Raw genomic sequence first — 17,588 nt, 5'->3', positions numbered from 1 at the left:
TGCGATCTTTTGATCTTAAAAACGAAAATCAAAAGATCGCAGCCTTCGGCAGCTCCTACAGGGAGGGCTTCAGCGGATCAATGGCTACCGGAATGCCCGAAACCGCCGGCACCGCGCTCGGTTTCAACGAACTCTTCGACCATCTCGAAGTGCGCTTGAACCACCGGCACCAAAACCAGCTGGGCCAAACGCTCGCCCACCACCATGTTGAAGTCGGTCTGGCCACGGTTCCAGCACGACACCATCAGCGGGCCTTGGTAATCGGAGTCGATCAGGCCGACCAGGTTGCCCAGCACGATGCCGTGCTTATGGCCCAGGCCCGAGCGCGGCAGAATCAGCGCCGCCAGGCCTGGATCGCCAATGTAGACGGACAGGCCAGTCGGGATCAGCAGGGTTTCTCCTGGCTTGATGACGGTGTCTTTTTCCAGCATGGCGCGCAGGTCGAGGCCGGCGGAGCCTGGCGTGGCGTACTGCGGCAGCGGGAAGTCGGTTCCGATGCGAGGGTCGAGGATCTTGGCTTGCAAAGCGTGCATGTAAATTAAACCTGGTTCAGACGTTCGGCGATAAAAGTGATCAGCTGGCGAGCAATCTTGCTCTTGCTGGTCTGGGCGAAAAGTGTGGCGTGTAGCTGGCGGTCGATCACGCTGCAGGCGTTTTCTTCGCTGTTGAAGCCAATGCTCGGGTTTGCGACGTCGTTGGCGACGATCAAATCGAGGTTCTTGTCTTTCAACTTGCGGGCAGCGTAATCGAGCAGGTGTTCGGTTTCAGCGGCGAAACCGACACTGAACGGACGGTCAGGGCGGGTGGCGATGGTGGCCAGAATGTCCGGGTTACGCACCATCTGTAGCAACAAGCCGTCGCCGTTCGTAGGGTCTTTCTTGAGTTTCTGTGGGGCGACGACTTCCGGACGGTAGTCCGCGACCGCTGCCGAGGCGATGAACAGGTCGCAAGGGATCGCGGCTTCACAAGCGGCGAGCATGTCGCGGGCGCTGACCACGTCGATGCGGGTGACGCGATCCGGGGTCGGCAGGTGCACCGGACCGGTGATCAGCGTTACGCGGGCGCCGGCTTCCACTGCGGCCTCGGCCAGGGCAAAGCCCATTTTTCCGGAGCTGTGGTTGGTGATGTAGCGCACCGGGTCGATGTTTTCCTGGGTCGGGCCGGCGGTGATCAGCACGTGTTTGCCGGTCAGCGCCTGACGCTGGAAGCAGTCCGCCGCACACTGGGCGAGGTCGGTGGCTTCGAGCATGCGGCCCATGCCGACATCGCCGCAGGCCTGGCTGCCGGAGGCCGGGCCGAAGGTTTTCAGGCCGCGGCTTTCGAGGGTTTGCAGGTTGGCCTGGGTGGCCGGGTCGCGCCACATGGCCTGGTTCATCGCCGGGGCAACGGCGACCACGGCGTCGGTGGCCAGCACCAGCGTGGTCAGCAGGTCGTCGGCAATGCCTTGGGCCAGGCGGGCAATGAGGTCCGCGGTGGCGGGGGCGATCAGCACCAGGTCGGCCCATTTGGCCAGCTCGATGTGGCCCATGGCAGCTTCGGCCGCCGGGTCGAGCAAATCGAGGTGGACTGGATGCCCGGACAAGGCCTGCATGGTCAGCGGTGTGATGAACTCGCTGCCGCCGCGGGTCATGACCACGCGCACTTCGGCGCCCTGGTCGATCAAGCGGCGAACCAGGTCGGCGCTCTTGTAGGCAGCGATACCGCCGCCGACGCCCAGAACGATGCGTTTCCGATACAGCCGCTGCATAGGTCTGCCTTTCATTTCGTTGATGACTGCATGGCGATACCCCCTCCCCAGGGATGAAATCGCCCGCAAAAAAGATGGGCTACGATATCACAGCGACCGCTACGGAACAGCGGCGCCCACAGAGCAGGGAGGTGCTATGAGTATTCGCGATTGGCCAGCGGCGGAACGGCCGCGGGAGAGGTTGCTGGAGTTGGGCTCGGGGAGCCTTTCAGACGCCGAATTGCTGGCGATTTTTTTACGAACCGGCGTGTCGGGTAAAAGCGCGGTAGATCTGGCGAGACACCTGTTGAATCAGTTTGGCAGCCTGCGCTCACTGCTCGAGGCCGATCAAGCAGCATTCAGCAGGCAGTTGGGGCTTGGGCCGGCGAAATTCGCTCAGTTGCAAGCGGTCCAGGAAATGGGCCGGCGGCATTTGGCCGAACGTGCGCGCCAAAAATCGGCGCTGGAAAATCCGCAGGCGGTTCGTGATTACCTGAAGTCAATGCTGCGCCATGAGCCTCACGAGGTGTTCGGCTGTCTGTTTTTGGATTCCAGGCATCAAGTGCTGACCTTTGAAGTGCTGTTTCGCGGATCCATCGACAGCACCAGTGTCTATCCGAGACAAGTGGTTAAACGCGCGTTGGCCCACAACGCCGCAGCGTTGATCCTCTGCCATAACCATCCGTCGGGTAATACCAACCCCAGTCAAGCAGACCGAACGCTGACCAAGCGCCTGCAAGAGGCGCTGGACCTGATCGATGTGCGGGTGCTCGACCATTTCATCATCGGTGACGGCGATCCGCTGTCCATGGCTGAGTATGGGTGGATGTAGCGGGAAGCCCGACAAACACAAATCCCCTGTGGGAGCGGGCTTGCTCGCGAAGGGGCCGTGTCAGGCAACATCACTGTTGAATGATCGACCGCTTTCGCGAGCAAGCCCGCTCCCACAGGTTTTGTGGTGACGTTGTTACTTGAAGCTGACCTTCGAGTAATCCTGGCGACCAAAAGGGCTGACCTGATAGCCCTCAACGTCCTTGCGCGTCAGCACGAAGGCGGTCGGGTGGGCCAGCGGCAGCCACAGCGCCTGTTGCTGGATCTGCGCCTGAGCCTGCTCGTAGAGCTTGGTGCGCACACCTTGCTCGCCGGTGGTCTTGCCGGCGCTGATCAGCTTGTCCAGGTCCTGGTTGCAGTAGCGGGCGAAGTTGGTGCCGGACTTGACCGCCGCGCAGGAAAACTGCGGCGTGAGGAAGTTGTCCGGGTCGCCGTTATCGCCAGCCCAGCCCATGAACAGCAGGTCATGCTCGCCAGCCTTGGCGCGGCGAATCAGTTCGCCCCATTCGATCACCCGAATCTCGGCCTGAATGCCGATTTCCGCGAGGTCCGATTGCAGCATTTGAGCGCTGAGGCTCGGGTTAGGATTGAGCAGGCTGCCTGAAGGTCGGGTCCAGATGGTGGTCTGGAAGCCGTTCTTGAGCCCGGCCTTCGCCATGAGTGCTTTGGCTTTTTCGACGTCATGCGGATAACCCGGCAGGCCTTTGGCATAGCTCCAGGTATTCGGCGGGTATGGACCGTTGGCAGGTTCGGCGGTGTCTTCGAACACGGCTTTGACGTAGTTGGCCTTGTCGAACGCGAGGTTGATCGCCTGGCGCACTTCGGGCTTGTCCAGCGGCGGATGCTGGCTGTTGATGCCAACGAACGCGGTCATGAAGGCGTCAGTCTTTTCCACTTTCAAGGTCGGTTCTTTCAGCGCTGCCTGTACGTCCAGAGGCTTGGGCGACAGGGCGATCTGGCACTCGTTGCGGCGCAATTTCTGCAAACGCACGTTGGCGTCAGGAGTGATGGCGAAAATCAGCGGATCCACCGAAGGCTTGCCGCGGAAGTAGTCCGGGTTGGCCTTGTAGCGGATCGAGGCATCTTTCTGGAAGCGCGTGAAGACGAACGGCCCGCTGCCGATCGGCTGGCTGTTGAGCTTTTCCGGGGTGCCGGCCTTCAACAGTTTGTCGGCATATTCGGCGGAGTAGATCGAGGCGAAGCCCATGCTCAGGGTGGCGAGGAAAGTCGAGTCCGGGTGATCGAGGGTGAAGCGCACAGTCAGTGGATCCAGCGCATCGATCTTCTTGATCAGTGCCGGCAACTGCATCGACTGGGCATGCGGGAAGCCGCTTTGGGCCACTTTGTGCCAAGGGTTTGCCGGGTCGAGCATGCGGTCGAAGCTGAACTTCACGTCTTCGGCGGTCATGTCGCGCGACGGGCTGAAGTACTCGGTACGGTGGAATTTCACCTGCGGGTGCAATTTGAAGACATAGGTCAGGCCGTCGGGCGTGACTTCCCAGCTGTCCGCGAGGCTCGCGACCACTTTGCCGCTAGCGGTATCGAAGTCCACCAGGCGGTTCATCAGCACGTCGGCCGAGGCGTTGGTGGTGGTCAGCGAGTTGTATTGCACCACGTCGAACCCTTCCGGGCTTGCCTCAGTGCAAACGCTCAGAGCGGCGGCATGGGCCAATGGGCTCAGCAGAAGAGGGGCGAGCAACAGCGGCAGGGCAGCGAGGCGCATGGTCGGATTCCTTTACAGATCGAAGGCCCATCTGCAAGTGCAGTCTGGAAAAGGCTTACCCTAGTGGGCTCTTTTGCAAATGACTATCCCCTTTTTCATTTTAAGTGGACTATGTGCGCTTGTTTTCGGTGCGTGCTGGCTGAGAAAAACTCTGAATCGGCGTGTTGGCTGATTCTCTGCGACGAGCGGTCTTTAGCGACGACAGCCTTTATCCAAGGCGCTCGAAGCCCGAAAAGCGGGGTTTTTATCAAGTCTGTTCACACGGAATGTTGTTGCTCTCCAGTCTTTCTGGTATAAAGCAGCGCTCTTTTCTAGGGGCCCGGTTCCTTCACTGTAGGTGTAGCCGGTAAGACCTCTAAAGAAACGCGGCGCCTGGCGCCAAATGACTGAGAGATTAAGCGGCCAACCCATGCCGGGTTGGGCATGTGGTTTTAGAGGGCTGAGGCATGTCGAGAGTATGTCAAGTTACCGGTAAGGGTCCGGTGACTGGGAATAACATTTCCCACGCAAACAACAAAACCCGTCGTCGTTTCCTGCCGAACCTGCAGCATCACCGCTTCTGGGTTGAAGAAGAGAAACGTTTCGTGCGTCTGCGCGTATCTGCCAAAGGCATGCGTATCATCGACAAGCGTGGCATCACTGTCGTGCTGGCCGAAATCCGCAAAGCTGGCAAGATCTAAGGGAGCTAATCATGCGTGAATTGATTCGTTTGATTTCGAGCGCCGGTACTGGTCACTTCTACACTACCGACAAGAACAAGCGCACTACTCCGGACAAAATCGAGATCAAGAAATTTGATCCGGTTGTTCGCAAGCACGTGATCTACAAAGAAGGCAAAATCAAGTAATTGATTTTTCCCTCTTACGAAAAAGGCCCGTATCGCGAGATACGGGCCTTTTTTGTTGCTTGGGGTTTTGTGTTGCTCTTCAGGGCCCCATCGTCGGAACGCCGCCCGGAGCAAGCTCGCTCCCACAGGTTTTGTGATCGACACAACTCCCCTGTGGGAGCGAGCTTGCTCCGGGCGGCGTTCCGACGATGAGGCCGGCTGGGACAACCCAAATCCTCAGGCTTTCTGTTCAAACACCACATAGATCTTGCGGCACGGCTCCAGCACTTCCCAGGTGCCTCTGAACCCGGCCGGGATCACGAAGCGATCGCCCACGCGCAGGGTCTTGCCGTTGCCTTCGTTGTCGCGCAGCACTGAAACCCCCTGAACGATCTCGCAGTATTCATGCTCGGTGTAGTTCACATGCCACTGGCCGACTTCGCCTTCCCACACGCCTGCGCTCATCTGGCCGCAAGGGCTGTTGTAGTGGTTGTACACTGCTTGTTCGGGGTCGCCCTTGAGGACTTTCGCCGGGTCTGGCCGATAGCGATCGGGCTGGGTGGTGGCTTGGCTGAAGTCGACGATGTCCTGGATGCTCATTCTTATAATCCCCCGTGATTGCGGTGCGATGGCTGGAAAGTCCAAAGTCTATGTTTATTAAAATGAACACCGCAAGGTCGTTTGCCGACCTTGTGTCAAATATATTGAAACAACCCCGACCACTGGTTTAGGGTGACGGTTGCCTTGGGCCGAAAAAAGCAGGCTGGCCGGGCAGAATTCCTGAGGACGCCCGCGAAGAACGCGGGGCGCTCGTATTCAACAAGAGGAGGACACTCGAATGACCACCCTGACTCGTGCCGATTGGGAACAACGGGCTCGCGATCTGAAGATCGAAGGCCGCGCCTACATCAATGGCGAATACACCGATGCTGTCTCCGCCGAGACCTTCGAGTGCATCAGCCCGGTCGATGGCCGTCTGCTGGGCAAGATTGCCAGCTGTGACGCCGCCGACGCCCAGCGCGCTGTTGAAAACGCCCGCGCCACTTTCAATTCCGGCGTCTGGTCGCGCCTGGCGCCGACCAAACGCAAAGCCACTATGATCCGTTTCGCCGGCCTGCTGAAACAGCACGCCGAAGAGCTGGCCCTGCTTGAAACCCTGGACATGGGCAAGCCAATCAGCGATTCCCTGTACATCGATGTTCCAGGCGCGGCGCAAGCCCTGAGCTGGAGCGGTGAAGCCATTGACAAGATCTACGACGAAGTTGCCGCCACTCCGCACGATCAGTTGGGTCTGGTGACCCGCGAGCCGGTCGGCGTCGTCGGTGCCATCGTGCCGTGGAACTTCCCGTTGATGATGGCCTGCTGGAAACTCGGCCCGGCGCTGTCCACCGGTAACTCGGTGATCCTCAAGCCATCCGAAAAATCCCCGTTGACCGCCATCCGCATCGCTGCGCTGGCCGTTGAGGCCGGCATCCCGAAAGGTGTGTTGAACGTCCTGCCAGGTTACGGTCACACCGTCGGCAAGGCCCTGGCCCTGCACAATGATGTGGACACCCTGGTGTTTACCGGTTCGACCAAGATCGCCAAGCAACTGCTGATCTACTCCGGCGAATCGAACATGAAACGCGTCTGGCTCGAAGCCGGCGGCAAGAGCCCGAACATCGTGTTCGCTGATGCACCGGACCTGCAAGCTGCCGCTGAATCGGCTGCCGGCGCCATCGCCTTCAACCAGGGCGAAGTCTGCACCGCCGGCTCGCGCCTGCTGGTGGAGCGTTCGATCAAGGATAAATTCCTGCCGCTGGTGATCGAGGCCCTCAAAACCTGGAAACCGGGCAACCCACTGGACCCGGCAACCAACGTCGGCGCACTGGTGGATACCCAGCAGATGAACACCGTGCTGTCCTACATCGAATCCGGCCACACCGACGGCGCCAAACTGGTGGCGGGCGGCAAACGCATTCTTCAGGAAACCGGTGGCACCTACGTTGAGCCGACGATTTTCGACGGCGTCAGCAACGCGATGAAAATCGCTCAGGAAGAAATCTTCGGCCCAGTGCTGTCGGTGATCACTTTCGACACTGCCGAAGAAGCCATTGCGATTGCCAACGACACACCTTACGGCTTGGCCGCAGCGGTGTGGACCCAGGATATTTCCAAGGCCCATCTGACTGCCAAGGCACTGCGCGCTGGTAGCGTGTGGGTCAACCAGTATGACGGCGGCGACATGACGGCCCCGTTCGGTGGCTTCAAGCAGTCCGGCAACGGTCGCGACAAGTCGCTGCATGCGTTCGACAAGTACACCGAGCTTAAGGCGACCTGGATCAAGTTGTAAGCCAGTGAAGGAGCCCGATTGTAAGTCGGGCTCCTGAACGACGCAGATCCCTTGTGGGAGCGGGCTTGCTCGCGAAGGCGCCGTAACAGCCAACGATGATGTTGGATGTGATGGCCTCTTCGCGAGCAAGCCCGCTCCCACATTTGCTTAGTGCGGCGGTTAAAAAATAACAATCCACAGGAGCGTGGAAAATGCGTTGGGCGACTTATTTCGCCGTGTTGGCGTCTGTCTTGAGTGTCGGCCTGGCGCTGGGCGTCAGCATGCCGCTGGTGTCGTTTCGCCTGGAAGGCTGGGGTTACGGCTCGTTCGCCATCGGTGTGATGGCTGCGATGCCCGCCATTGGCGTATTGCTGGGGGCAAAGATCTCCAGCCATCTGGCCGCGCGTCTGGGCACGGCCAATCTGATGCGTTTGTGCCTGTGGGCCGGGGCGTTGTCCATCGGTTTGCTGGCGCTGTTGCCGAGCTATCCGATCTGGCTGGTATTGCGGCTGATGATCGGCGTGATCCTGACCCTCGTCTTCATCCTCGGCGAAAGCTGGATCAACCAACTGGTGATCGAGCAATGGCGTGGGCGATTGGTGGCGCTGTATGGCAGCAGCTATGCGCTGAGTCAGCTGGCCGGGCCGTTGCTGCTTGGCGTACTGGGCACTGAGCACGATTACGGATTCTGGGTCGGCGTCGGTTTGCTGATGGCAGCACCGTTCCTGTTGCTGGGCCGCAGCGGCGCGCCGACCAGTGAAGCCTGCAGCGTGACCTTCAGCGACTTGCTGGGCTTCTGCCGTGGCCTGCCGGCGATTGCCTGGGCGGTGTCGCTGTTCGCAGCATTCGAAGCGATGATCCTGACTTTGTTGCCGGTTTATTGCCTGCGTCAGGGCTTTACGACGGAAATTGCGTTGGCGATGGTCAGCACGGTGGTGGTGGGTGATGCCTTGCTGCAATTGCCGATTGGCGCACTGGCTGATCGCTTGTCGCGACGTACGTTGTTCACCGGGTGTGCGGTGGTCCTGCTGATCTCGAGCCTGGCCATCCCGTTCCTGATCGACACGTTGCTGATCTGGCCGTTGTGGGTATTGTTCGGTGCCAGTGCCGGTGGTTTGTTCACCTTGTCACTGATCCTGATCGGCGAGCGCTATCGCGACGATGCGCTGGTGCGCGCCAATGCGCATATCGCGCAGCTGTGGGGTATCGGTTGCCTGATCGGACCGCTGGCGGCCGGTGCCGGCAGTCAGTGGATCAGCGGGCATGCGTTGCCACTGCTGATGGCGGCCGGTGCGCTGGGGTTGGTGATTCTGCTGTCACGGCAAGGCGCGTTTGGCACGGTGGCGGAGCCGGCTTAAACCTGTGGGAGCGAGCTTGCTCGCGATGCGGTTGATCAGTCACAGGGATGTTGAATGTGATGACGCAATCGCGAGCAAGCTCGCTCCCACAGGGTTACAACATCCGTTCCAGGCCGACGGTGGTGCTCATCCACGCATTGAAGCGACGCCACCAAGTCCCCGGCTCCTTGGTCAGCGTGTGCAGTTTGCCGTCATCTTCGGTGACCCAGACAATCTGGCCATTTTCCAGCTTGGCCTGATAACTCAGGGCCGGCGCCATGCCTTGAAACGCCAATTCACGCACGCGCGCGGCGAGTTCCGGGCTGTCCACCAGCACCCCGACTTCGGTGTTCCACAGCACTGAGCGGTGGTCGAAATTGAACGAGCCGATGAACGACTTCTGCTGGTCAAAGATCATCGCCTTGGTGTGCAGACTGGAGTCGGAGCCGCGATAGGACTTGCTGTAGAACAGATTGGGTCCGCTGCCGCCGCCTTCGCCGGGCTGGCGGCGCAATTCGAACAGATGCACGCCATGCGCCAGCAGCGCCTTGCGATACGGCGCGTAACCGCCATGCACCGCCGGGACGTCAGTGGCGTCCAGTGAGTTGGTCAGCAGGCTCACCGACACCCCGGCATCGGCGCGCCCGGTCAGGTACACCAGCCCCGGCTGGCCGGGTACGAAGTAGGCCGTAACCATGATCAGCTCTTTGCTGACGCCATTGAGCTCGGGCGCCAACTGCGTGGTCAGCAGCAACTGCGGGTCGGGCTCGCCGTCGGCCAGCACCTTGCTCGGCGCGTCCCACAGTGCCTGGTTCCAGGCCCAGATCAACTCCCGACGCCAGATTGCCAGGCGCGGGTGAGTGGTGTAGGTCGTCAACTGCTGGTAGAGCGCGTGATTCTGTTTGCGCGTTTCCTCAAGCGATTCTTCCAGTCGGGTCCTGGTGTTTTCCAGGTCCCTGGCCGTCGGTTTGCTCGAGAGGAACTCGTCGATCGGCTTGCTCAGCGCACTGTTCCAGTATTGGTCAAAACTGTGCCCCAGCTGTTCGGCGACCGGGCCGACGCTGAGCATGTCGATGTCAGTGAAATTGAGGTTGGGTTCGGCATCGAAATACTCGTCCCCCAGATTGCGCCCACCGACGATGGCCACGCTGTTGTCGGCTAGCCAGAGCTTGTTGTGCATGCGTCGGTGTTGCTGCGACAGGTTGAGCAACCGTCCCGCCGTTCGTGTCACGCCGGTACTGCGGCCAAGGTGCAATGGGTTGAACACACGGATCTGGATCTGCGGATGCGCCGCCAGCGTGGCGATGATCCGGTCCAGGCCATCGCTGGTGGTGTCGTCGAGCAGAATGCGTACGCGCACACCGCGGTCCGCCGCCTTTAGCAGTTCATCCACCAACATCCGTGTGCTGATGCCGTCGTGAACGATGTAGTACTGCAAATCCAGGCTGCTTTGGGCGTTGCGGATCAGCTCGGCGCGGGCCGTGAAGGCTTCGGTGCTGTCGGACAGCAAGCGAAAGCCCGAGCGGCCCTGATGAGGCGCAGCCTGGGCCTGGATCGAACGGCCGAACGCCGAATCGCTGGCGGGCAGCGCCTGGCTGGGAGTCCTGTGCGCATCAAGGGTGGCACAACCGCTCATTAATACACTGAGCAATATCACCAGAGCGATGGTTTGTCTGGAACTCAAGTTGGTTATCTCGAATCGCGGCAAAGCCGGAGTATGGCACGGCCTGCGAGGAGCAGGTGTGAGTGCTGCGCTGACGAGTGTTATATGGCAAACGGCGTGCAAGTTTTTACGCATTGAATAAAGTCGAAATAAGAATGCATTTAAAGGATTTAAAGTAAGGGTTGTAACTTTAGATCATGAATTTCAGTTTGATGATTCTCATTGTGCTTTTGCTGTTTGATTTGTTTTGAATAAAAGTTTAATGCGTATTCGTGGCGCTGGAGAGGAGTGGTGCACGAAAAACAAACCGGAGCTCCAGTGTTGTCGGGTGTGGTTGGAAAGTCACACGGTTGGTGGTTGGAGTGCTACAAGTTTTTTCATTCAAAACTTTCAAGATAATTCTCGAAAAGCTACGCCAGCCTGAGCCTTATCCTATTAGTAGTAGAGATGCGTCCTACAGATAAATCCCACGTAAACGGCAATCATCGCCGGGCAAGTTAGGGGGAAATCAAACTTGTCTGTTTTTTGGAAGTTGTGGAATTCCAAAAGTTATATATCGATATTTAACAAGGATGGTAAAAATGAAAAATCTTTTTTTGATGGCCTCTATTGCAGTTGCAGCTTCCCCGATATTGGCGTCGGCAGCAAGTACCAGTTTGACGGTGACCGGCGCTGTTACGCCAACTTCGTGTATCCCGACGTTTGCCGGTGGTACGACGGTGGACCTGGGTAAGTTGTCTGCAAAAGAACTGAATGTTGTTGCTCAAACCAATTTTCCCGAGAAGGACATCACGCTGAAAATCGCGTGCACCGCTCCCGCTGCCGTGGAGTTCGCCGTGACGGATGGTCGTGGCGATACCAAGGCGCCAGGTTTGGTTTTTAGCCCTACCGGTTTTACCGGTGAAAATCTGTATTACGGTCTAGGTACCGTAAACGGCGTGGCGATTGGCGGTTTCGGCTTGCGAGTTGGCATCCCAAGTGCAGATCAGCAAGCACAGCGATTTCTGGTTCGCACCCCCGATAATCTTAACTGGCGTACCCCGCGCAGCCTGATGGTGTCGAATGCGCCTACCAGCTATTCCTGGGGCGAAGACGAGGTTAAAGGGCCGATTGCCGCCACTTTCCACTCCTTTCCCATGAAAGTGGCAGCGGCAATTCGCCCGGCCAGGGATCTTCCGGTCACCACCGATGAGTACAAGGTCGATGGGTTTGTGACCTTCGACGTTTACTACCTGTAACTCAAGTCCCCCGGGACGGCTACGGCCAAGCTCCCGGGCATGCCTGGTATCTATCTGGCGACACGAAGGCGACTGCTCGCGCAGTCGTCCCGGATCACGTGTGCCTACCGTCAGGTCTCTTTGATAAAAGCTGCGCTTCAGCGCACGTGCTGCCTCGCGGTGCTGCGTTGGCGCGCCTGGAAATCATTATGTTTTCATTAAAAAAGCAGGTCGCGCTGGGCGCGTTCATCGCGATCGGTATGGCCGTTTCCGGTACGAGCGCGTTCGCCGTTGGCATGGTGCCGGAGGTTCCGGTGCTGCTGGTGGATGAGGCCATCGGCGAAGCAACAATCAACGTTCGGAACACTGACGACCAGCCTGCGTTGTTGTACACCGTGATTGAGGATATTCCCCAGGACAGTGAGCATCTGCTGGTCGTCACCCAGCCGGTGGCGCGTGTCGAGGCGGGTGCAACCCAGCAGCTCAGGTTTATTCTACAAAGTGCCAAACCCCTCGAAACCGAACGCCTGAAGCGCGTCATCTTCGAGGGCATTCTGCCTGCCGAAACCGGAGGGCAGGCTCAAGTGAAACTGGGTGTGCGCCAGAATATTCCAGTGATCCTGCGCCCGGCCCATCTGCCGGTCGAACGTGAGCCATGGAAGCGTCTGAACTGGTCGTTACAGGGCGGTAAGGTTCAGGTCAAAAACGCCAGTCCGTATGTAGTCCGGCTGGCAAAGTCGGTCAGCATCATGCCTCTCGGCATACCGCTGGATTTACCGCGTACTTACGTGCTGCCCGGCGAGGAGCTGGTACTTACGGGCGTTGTGGTGGTGGGTGCGACTGTGCGCTTGTCGCCTGCGAGCACTTACGGGTTCGCAGTGGGCAGCTACGATGCGCCCTTGGTCGCCAGGTAATGCGTGGCACCTGCGTATGGATAGCCGCAGGGATAAGAGGTGTGGTTGGCATCACTCTCATGGCGGCTACGCTCGGCAACGTTGTGGCTGATGAGGGCGTTGTCTTTGATGCCCAGGTTCTCAAGGCGCGCGGGATCGATCCACAACTCGCGCAGTACTTCCGCCTGGCACCCCGGTTCGAGCAAGGCCTGCGGCGGGTGACCCTCGAGGTTAACGGCGTGGCGGAGGGGCGCATCCACGCAACGTTCAATGAACACGGTGAGCTGTGCGTGGACTCCTCGCTGCTGGCCAGTGCAGGCATTCACGCGCCCGAGCGCACACTGGAAGCTCAGGACATTGGCGCATGCCTGTCCTTTACCCAAGCGTTTCCCGAGGCCGTGGTGCGTCTCCTCCCCGGTAGGGAAGAAGTGGCCTTGCGGGTTCCAACCCATGCCTTGCTATCGCCGGTACCGATGCAACGCAGCTTCTCCAATGGCGGAAGCGCCGGACTGTTGAATTACGACGCATTGCTGGTCAGCCGGGAATTCAATGGCCAGTCCAGCCAGTACCGCAACTTCAACACCGAGGTCGGTCTGAATGGCGGGGACTGGCTTGTACGCAGCCGACAATCCTATAGCGCGTACGAGGGTGTCAGGCGCGCCGAACATCTGTATGCGTATGCCGAGCACACGTGGGAAAAACAACAGACCCGGATGCAGTTCGGGCAACTCACCTTGGCAGCGCCGCTCCTGGCGGGTGGCGCGTTTACCGGGGTTCAGTTACTGCCGGAAACCGCACTCAGCACCTTGACCAACGAGGGGATTGGCAGCAACACGGTTGTCGAAGGGGTGGCGTACTCGCCCGCTCGCGTCGAGGTGCGACAAAATGGTGTGGTGATTTACGCGACCCTGGTGCCGAGTGGGCCTTTTACCCTAAGTGGTTTACCGCTGCTGAGTCTCAACCTCGATCTGGACGTGACGGTGCACGAGGACGGTGGTTCACAGCACCAATTTACGGTGCCGTCGGCAACCTTGCGCCGCGGCAGCAACGCAGGACCAACCGGCTACACCTTGGCGGCAGGTCAGGTTCGCCGGTTCGGTAGCGATGATCGTGAAACACCCTTGTTTGCTGCCGCGACCCGCAGCTGGCAGTGGGGTGCAAGCACACATTTGAGTGCTGCTCTGATGGGGGCCGGTCAGTATCAGGCAGTCGGCTGGGGTCTCCAGCAGGCACTGACTGATCGCACCACGATCAGCGCTCAACATGTGTTCTCCAGCACTGCTGCGGTGCAATTGCGTGGCTCACAACTTCAAGCCTCAATTAGCACAGCCATCAACCGCCGCTTGTCCGCCGGCCTTACTGCTTCGCAGCAGACCGAGGGCTTCCGGACGCTGACCGATACGGCCTGGAACGAAAAACGCAAAGCCCCCGAATCACGTGCCAGCCAGCAGTTGAGCGCGTCGGTGAACGGTTCGCTGGATAAGCTGGGGACGTTGGGTGCCGTGGTCTCGCGCAACGCCACGGTCAACGGGCGAGCGCAATCTCGTTTGGGACTTTCCTGGTCGTCCAGCGCCTTCAAGGACACTCACTTTTCGCTGAGACTGGAAAAAAGTTTAGGTGCGTCGGTGCAACACAGTCCCGGAACCGCGGCGTTCGCTTCACTGAGTTTTACCTTGGGCCCGCGACGTAGCCTCAGTCATTACGCCCGCCACGACCGGGTAAATGGGCTGCGCACGGGGGCGCAATTGAGCGAACAGGTCGATGACACGCTGGGCTACACCATCGGTGTCGATCGAGCGGCAGCAGGACAATCCGATATGAATGGACGCCTCAGTCTGTTGCCGCGCTATACCAGCGTCGACCTCGGCTATTCCCATAGCGGTGCCGGAGCGACGGGTTATGACGCGGCCATGCGCGGTGGTTTGGCCATTCACTCCAATGGCATCACACCGTCGCCCTATCCGTTGCGCGACACGTTCGGGCTGGTGAAGATTGGTGAAGATGCCGGCATCAAACTGCGCACGCCGCAGGGGCCGGTGTGGACTGACAGTGCCGGTCGTGCGGTCGCGGCCAGTCTGCCGGCCTATCGCACGGGCCGGATCGAGATCGATACCGCCAGCCTGCCGCGCAGCATCGATGTGCTCAATGGCTATCAGGAAGTCGAGGCCGGGCGCGGCTCGGTTCAGGCGTTCGACTTTTCGGTCATCAGCGCCCGCCGCGTATTGTTAATGGCGCGCCGGGCGGATGGTCGGCCGGTGACTCAAGGCGTGGGCGTTTATGACGACGATCAGCGCTACCTGACGACGGTCGTCGACACAGGGAAAATCTTTCTTATCGACGCCCGTCCCGAGATGCAGCTGCGGTTGACGCTGCCGGACGGGGCATCGTGCAGGCTCAATGTCAGCCTCGCTCAAAAGTCTGAGTCTTCGGTGTTGTTCGAGACCGCCGAAAGCGTCTGCGAGGAGGCTTGAAGTATTCATTTTGATCAAGGGCTACCGATGAAAAATCCACCTGATATTTCGTTTGCTCCTCGCACGCTGCGAGCAATATTCGTCCGCTTGCTTTTCAGTGTTTTTCTGCCTGTTTGCGCTACTCCTGCGATGGCTGCGCAGCGCTGCACGTTAACCCTTGCGCCGTCCTCGATCGATTTTGGCTCGGCCACTCGCGGGGAGTTACTCGGGCGTTCGCCAGCCGGGGAGCCGTTGAACCTGGGCAAGCGACACACCCGGCTGCAGGTGCAATGTGATGCGCCAACGCCGATGAGTATCTGGCTGGACGGCGCAATGGTGGATACGCAGCACTACCCGTTTGGCGATGGAGTGTTGCAGGTCCGCGTACTGTCTGCCCGGCTGGATGGTGCTGCAATTGCGTGGCGGCGAGAAGGCGAGGAGAGCCCCGTTGATTCGGGTCTATTGCGTCCGGGTGAGCGGATCATGCCGTGGCATAACGGGGCCGCTGCGCTGGGCACACGTTGGGATCTGGAGTTGGAACTCGACGCCCGGATCAATGAGGAGGCGACCCGGGTGCGTGATATTAAAACCCTCGAAAGTCGAATCCGCATTGAGCTGGAGTAATCGCGCCAAGGCATAGCCTGTCAGTGATCAACCTCTGCCAGGAGTCTGATCGCTGCGGCACCGACCTTGCGCACCGCGTCTTCGATCTGCGGTGTTGGCTTGGCAGCGTAGTTCATCCGCAGGCAATTGCGGTATTTGCCGGAGGCGGAAAAGATACTGCCGACGGCAATTTGTACGCCTTGATCATGCAGCGCACGATTCAGTTTCAGAGTGTCGAAGCCTTCCGGTAGCTCAACCCACAACATGAAGCTGCCTTGTGGACGACTGGCGCGGGTGCCGACCGGGAAATAGCGGGTGACCCAATCGATCATCAAGTCGCGATTGCGCTGGTATTGCGTACGCATCCGTCGCAAATGCGGCTCGAAGTGCCCCGCCTTGAGGAATTCGGCGATGGCAATCTGCGGCTGCGGCGCCGTGGAGCCGGTGCTGATGTATTTCATGTGCAGCACCCGTTCCAGATAACGCCCCGGCGCCACCCAACCGATACGCAGCCCCGGCGCCAGGGTCTTGGAAAAGGAACTGCACAGTAGGACCCGACCGTCTTCGTCGAAGGATTTGATCGTGCGCGGGCGCGGGTAGGTGTAGGCCAGTTCGCCATACACATCATCCTCGATGATCGCCACGTCGAAGCGCTGTGCGAGTGTCAACAACGCGCGTTTTCGCGACTCCGGCATGATGTAGCCCAGCGGATTGTTGCAGTTGGGCGTCAACTGTATGGCTTTGATCGGCCATTGTTCCAAGGCCAGTTCCAGCGCATCGAGACTGATCCCGGTGAGCGGGTCGGTGGGGATTTCCAGGGCTTTCATGCCCAGGCCCTTGAGTGTCTGCATGGCGCCGTGAAAGCTTGGCGAATCCACAGCGACAATGTCGCCCGGTTCGCAGATGGAGCGGATGCTGGTGGACAGCGCTTCGTGGCAACCGGTAGTGATCACCAGGTCGTGGGCCGTCAATTGGCAACCGGAATCCAGCATCAGACGGGCGATCTGTTCGCGCAGTTCGAGGGTGCCGTAGATGTTGTCGTAATACAGGCCGGGCATGTCCTGCCGACGGCTGATCCGCGCCAGGTTGCGCAGCAGCGGTTTCATGGTCGGCGTGGTGATGTCCGGCATGCCGCGACCCAGTTGCACGACGTCCTTGCGTGGCACGGCGCGAATCAACTCCAGCACCTGATCCCACTGGGAAATATCCACCGGACGCTGGGCCGGGCGACCAATGGCCGGCAGCTCCGGCAGCTCGCGACCCACCGGAACGAAGTAGCCGGATTTGGGTTTCGGTGTCGCCAATCCGCTGTCTTCCAGCACGCGATAGGCCTGCTGCACTGTGCTCAGGCTGACGCCGTGTTCAACACTTAACGCCCGCACCGACGGCAGCCGGTCGCCGGGGCGATAGAAGCCCTGTTCGATCCGCGTGCCGAGTAGTTCGGCGAGGTTGACGTAAAGGGTCATGGCGCAGTCTCGGTGTGGGTGGTTCGGTTAACCAGTACAGATGGGTCGAAAATATTGGATTCAGACGCTGAAATGCAAAATCTGTATGGAGTTAATACAGTCTCGTTGAATCTGTAATGCTTTTTGCCGTCGACGCATCATGAAAGCTCTGGCTACCCAAGTAAACAGGAGCAATCAAAATGAACGGCTTGAGCGATGTGCGGCTGACGTTACACAGTCAGGAACTGGCGGCAGGGCAAAACAACGGCGCACGCGAGGCGGTCATGCGCAACGCACCGTCCGGCCTGAGTCGCTGGGGCCTGTTCTGGCATCGTCTGCACACGCGCAAGGCGNAGCAGCTTAAGGACGTTGGGTTGAGTCGGGCGCAGGCGAGGGAGGAGGGGCTCAAGCCTTTCTGGCGTCTGTGAGATGAAATGCGATCCCTTGTAGCAGCTGACGAGCACCGCGAGGCAGCGTTCGGCGGCGAAGCAGTCGTAAATCAGACACCGCGGTTTGCCTGAAAGAGCGCGGTTGCAGGATTTGCGACGGCTTCGCCGCCGAAC

General features: G+C 59.5%; 16 protein-coding genes and 1 pseudogene. 11 read left to right on the top strand and 6 right to left on the bottom strand.

Translation table 11 applies throughout. The features are described 5' to 3' along the window. Positions 1-77: 77 nt before the first annotated feature. On the bottom strand, positions 78-533 hold the full coding sequence (dut, locus tag E3W21_RS16070) for a dUTP diphosphatase (RefSeq protein ID WP_134420907.1): 456 nt from the start codon (positions 531-533) through the stop codon (positions 78-80). Between the two features lie 5 nt (positions 534-538). Further along, entirely contained in the window at positions 539-1,747 is a 1,209-nt protein-coding gene (coaBC, locus tag E3W21_RS16065; protein WP_008150165.1) for a bifunctional phosphopantothenoylcysteine decarboxylase/phosphopantothenate--cysteine ligase CoaBC, read from the bottom strand. Between the two features lie 136 nt (positions 1,748-1,883). Here coaBC and radC point away from each other — a divergent pair, with 136 nt between their 5' ends. Both radC and E3W21_RS31780 read left to right on the top strand, forming a co-directional pair. After that, a complete protein-coding gene (radC, locus tag E3W21_RS16060; RefSeq protein WP_129439997.1) occupies positions 1,884-2,558 on the top strand; it encodes a DNA repair protein RadC in 675 nt (224 codons plus the stop codon). Next, positions 2,545-2,679: pseudogene (locus E3W21_RS31780) on the top strand (metal ABC transporter ATP-binding protein); the annotation flags it as partial. The gene radC and the pseudogene E3W21_RS31780, both read left to right, overlap by 14 nt. Before the next feature lie 14 nt (positions 2,680-2,693). On the opposite strand, the gene E3W21_RS16050 reads toward E3W21_RS31780, so the two are convergent. After that, positions 2,694-4,280, bottom strand: coding sequence for an ABC transporter substrate-binding protein (locus tag E3W21_RS16050; RefSeq protein WP_134420905.1), 1,587 nt, complete (start codon positions 4,278-4,280; stop codon positions 2,694-2,696). Between the two features lie 446 nt (positions 4,281-4,726). Between E3W21_RS16050 and rpmB the strand changes: the two genes are divergently transcribed. Together rpmB and rpmG are read left to right on the top strand one after the other, a co-directional pair. Then, on the top strand, positions 4,727-4,960 hold the full coding sequence (rpmB, locus tag E3W21_RS16045) for a 50S ribosomal protein L28 (protein WP_007894701.1): 234 nt from the start codon (positions 4,727-4,729) through the stop codon (positions 4,958-4,960). Positions 4,961-4,971: 11 nt separating this feature from the next. Beyond that, positions 4,972-5,127 (top strand): 50S ribosomal protein L33, encoded by a 156-nt coding sequence (rpmG, locus tag E3W21_RS16040; protein WP_007894709.1) that lies wholly within the window; start codon positions 4,972-4,974, stop codon positions 5,125-5,127. Positions 5,128-5,343: 216 nt separating this feature from the next. Here rpmG and E3W21_RS16035 read toward each other — a convergent pair whose 3' ends face one another. After that, a complete protein-coding gene (locus E3W21_RS16035; protein WP_095126919.1) occupies positions 5,344-5,706 on the bottom strand; it encodes a cupin domain-containing protein in 363 nt (120 codons plus the stop codon). Positions 5,707-5,944: 238 nt separating this feature from the next. Between E3W21_RS16035 and E3W21_RS16030 the strand changes: the two genes are divergently transcribed. After that, positions 5,945-7,438: an aldehyde dehydrogenase gene (locus tag E3W21_RS16030; RefSeq protein WP_046045050.1), complete on the top strand. Its 1,494-nt coding sequence runs from the start codon at positions 5,945-5,947 to the stop codon at positions 7,436-7,438. 191 nt (positions 7,439-7,629) lie between these two features. Then, a complete protein-coding gene (locus E3W21_RS16025; protein ID WP_129440001.1) occupies positions 7,630-8,775 on the top strand; it encodes an MFS transporter in 1,146 nt (381 codons plus the stop codon). A 94-nt stretch (positions 8,776-8,869) separates the two neighbouring features. Here the strand turns inward: E3W21_RS16025 and E3W21_RS16020 are convergent, their stop codons facing one another. Next, the gene (locus tag E3W21_RS16020) at positions 8,870-10,390 is read right to left on the bottom strand and encodes a phospholipase D family protein (RefSeq protein ID WP_371927104.1); all 1,521 of its coding nucleotides are present in this window, start codon (positions 10,388-10,390) and stop codon (positions 8,870-8,872) included. Between the two features lie 608 nt (positions 10,391-10,998). Between E3W21_RS16020 and E3W21_RS16015 the strand changes: the two genes are divergently transcribed. The 4 genes from E3W21_RS16015 to E3W21_RS16000 all read left to right on the top strand — a co-directional run bounded on the left by E3W21_RS16015 (position 10,999) and on the right by E3W21_RS16000 (position 15,601). Continuing rightward, entirely contained in the window at positions 10,999-11,655 is a 657-nt protein-coding gene (locus E3W21_RS16015) for a DUF1120 domain-containing protein (RefSeq protein ID WP_134420901.1), read from the top strand. 167 nt (positions 11,656-11,822) lie between these two features. Continuing rightward, a complete protein-coding gene (locus E3W21_RS16010; protein ID WP_256661565.1) occupies positions 11,823-12,548 on the top strand; it encodes a fimbria/pilus chaperone family protein in 726 nt (241 codons plus the stop codon). Between the two features lie 41 nt (positions 12,549-12,589). Next, complete coding sequence (locus tag E3W21_RS16005) at positions 12,590-14,998, top strand: fimbria/pilus outer membrane usher protein (RefSeq protein WP_256661563.1); 2,409 nt, start codon at positions 12,590-12,592, stop codon at positions 14,996-14,998. 27 nt (positions 14,999-15,025) lie between these two features. Next, positions 15,026-15,601 (top strand): hypothetical protein, encoded by a 576-nt coding sequence (locus E3W21_RS16000; protein ID WP_129440009.1) that lies wholly within the window; start codon positions 15,026-15,028, stop codon positions 15,599-15,601. A gap of 20 nt (positions 15,602-15,621) precedes the next feature. Here the strand turns inward: E3W21_RS16000 and E3W21_RS15995 are convergent, their stop codons facing one another. Further along, positions 15,622-17,046 carry a PLP-dependent aminotransferase family protein gene (locus E3W21_RS15995; RefSeq protein WP_129440011.1) on the bottom strand — a complete coding sequence of 475 codons (1,425 nt, stop codon included), beginning with the start codon at positions 17,044-17,046 and terminating at the stop codon, positions 15,622-15,624. 179 nt (positions 17,047-17,225) lie between these two features. Here E3W21_RS15995 and E3W21_RS15990 point away from each other — a divergent pair, with 179 nt between their 5' ends. Further along, a complete protein-coding gene (locus tag E3W21_RS15990) occupies positions 17,226-17,453 on the top strand; it encodes a DUF1127 domain-containing protein (RefSeq protein WP_134420899.1) in 228 nt (75 codons plus the stop codon). Positions 17,454-17,588 lie beyond the last annotated feature (135 nt).

The organism is Pseudomonas sp. F01002 (assembly GCF_004402115.1).
Classification (GTDB): Bacteria; Pseudomonadota; Gammaproteobacteria; order Pseudomonadales; family Pseudomonadaceae; genus Aquipseudomonas; species Aquipseudomonas frigoris.
The sequence above is the reverse complement of the archived record's forward strand: the minus strand, read 5'-3'. Positions and strand labels throughout refer to the sequence as shown.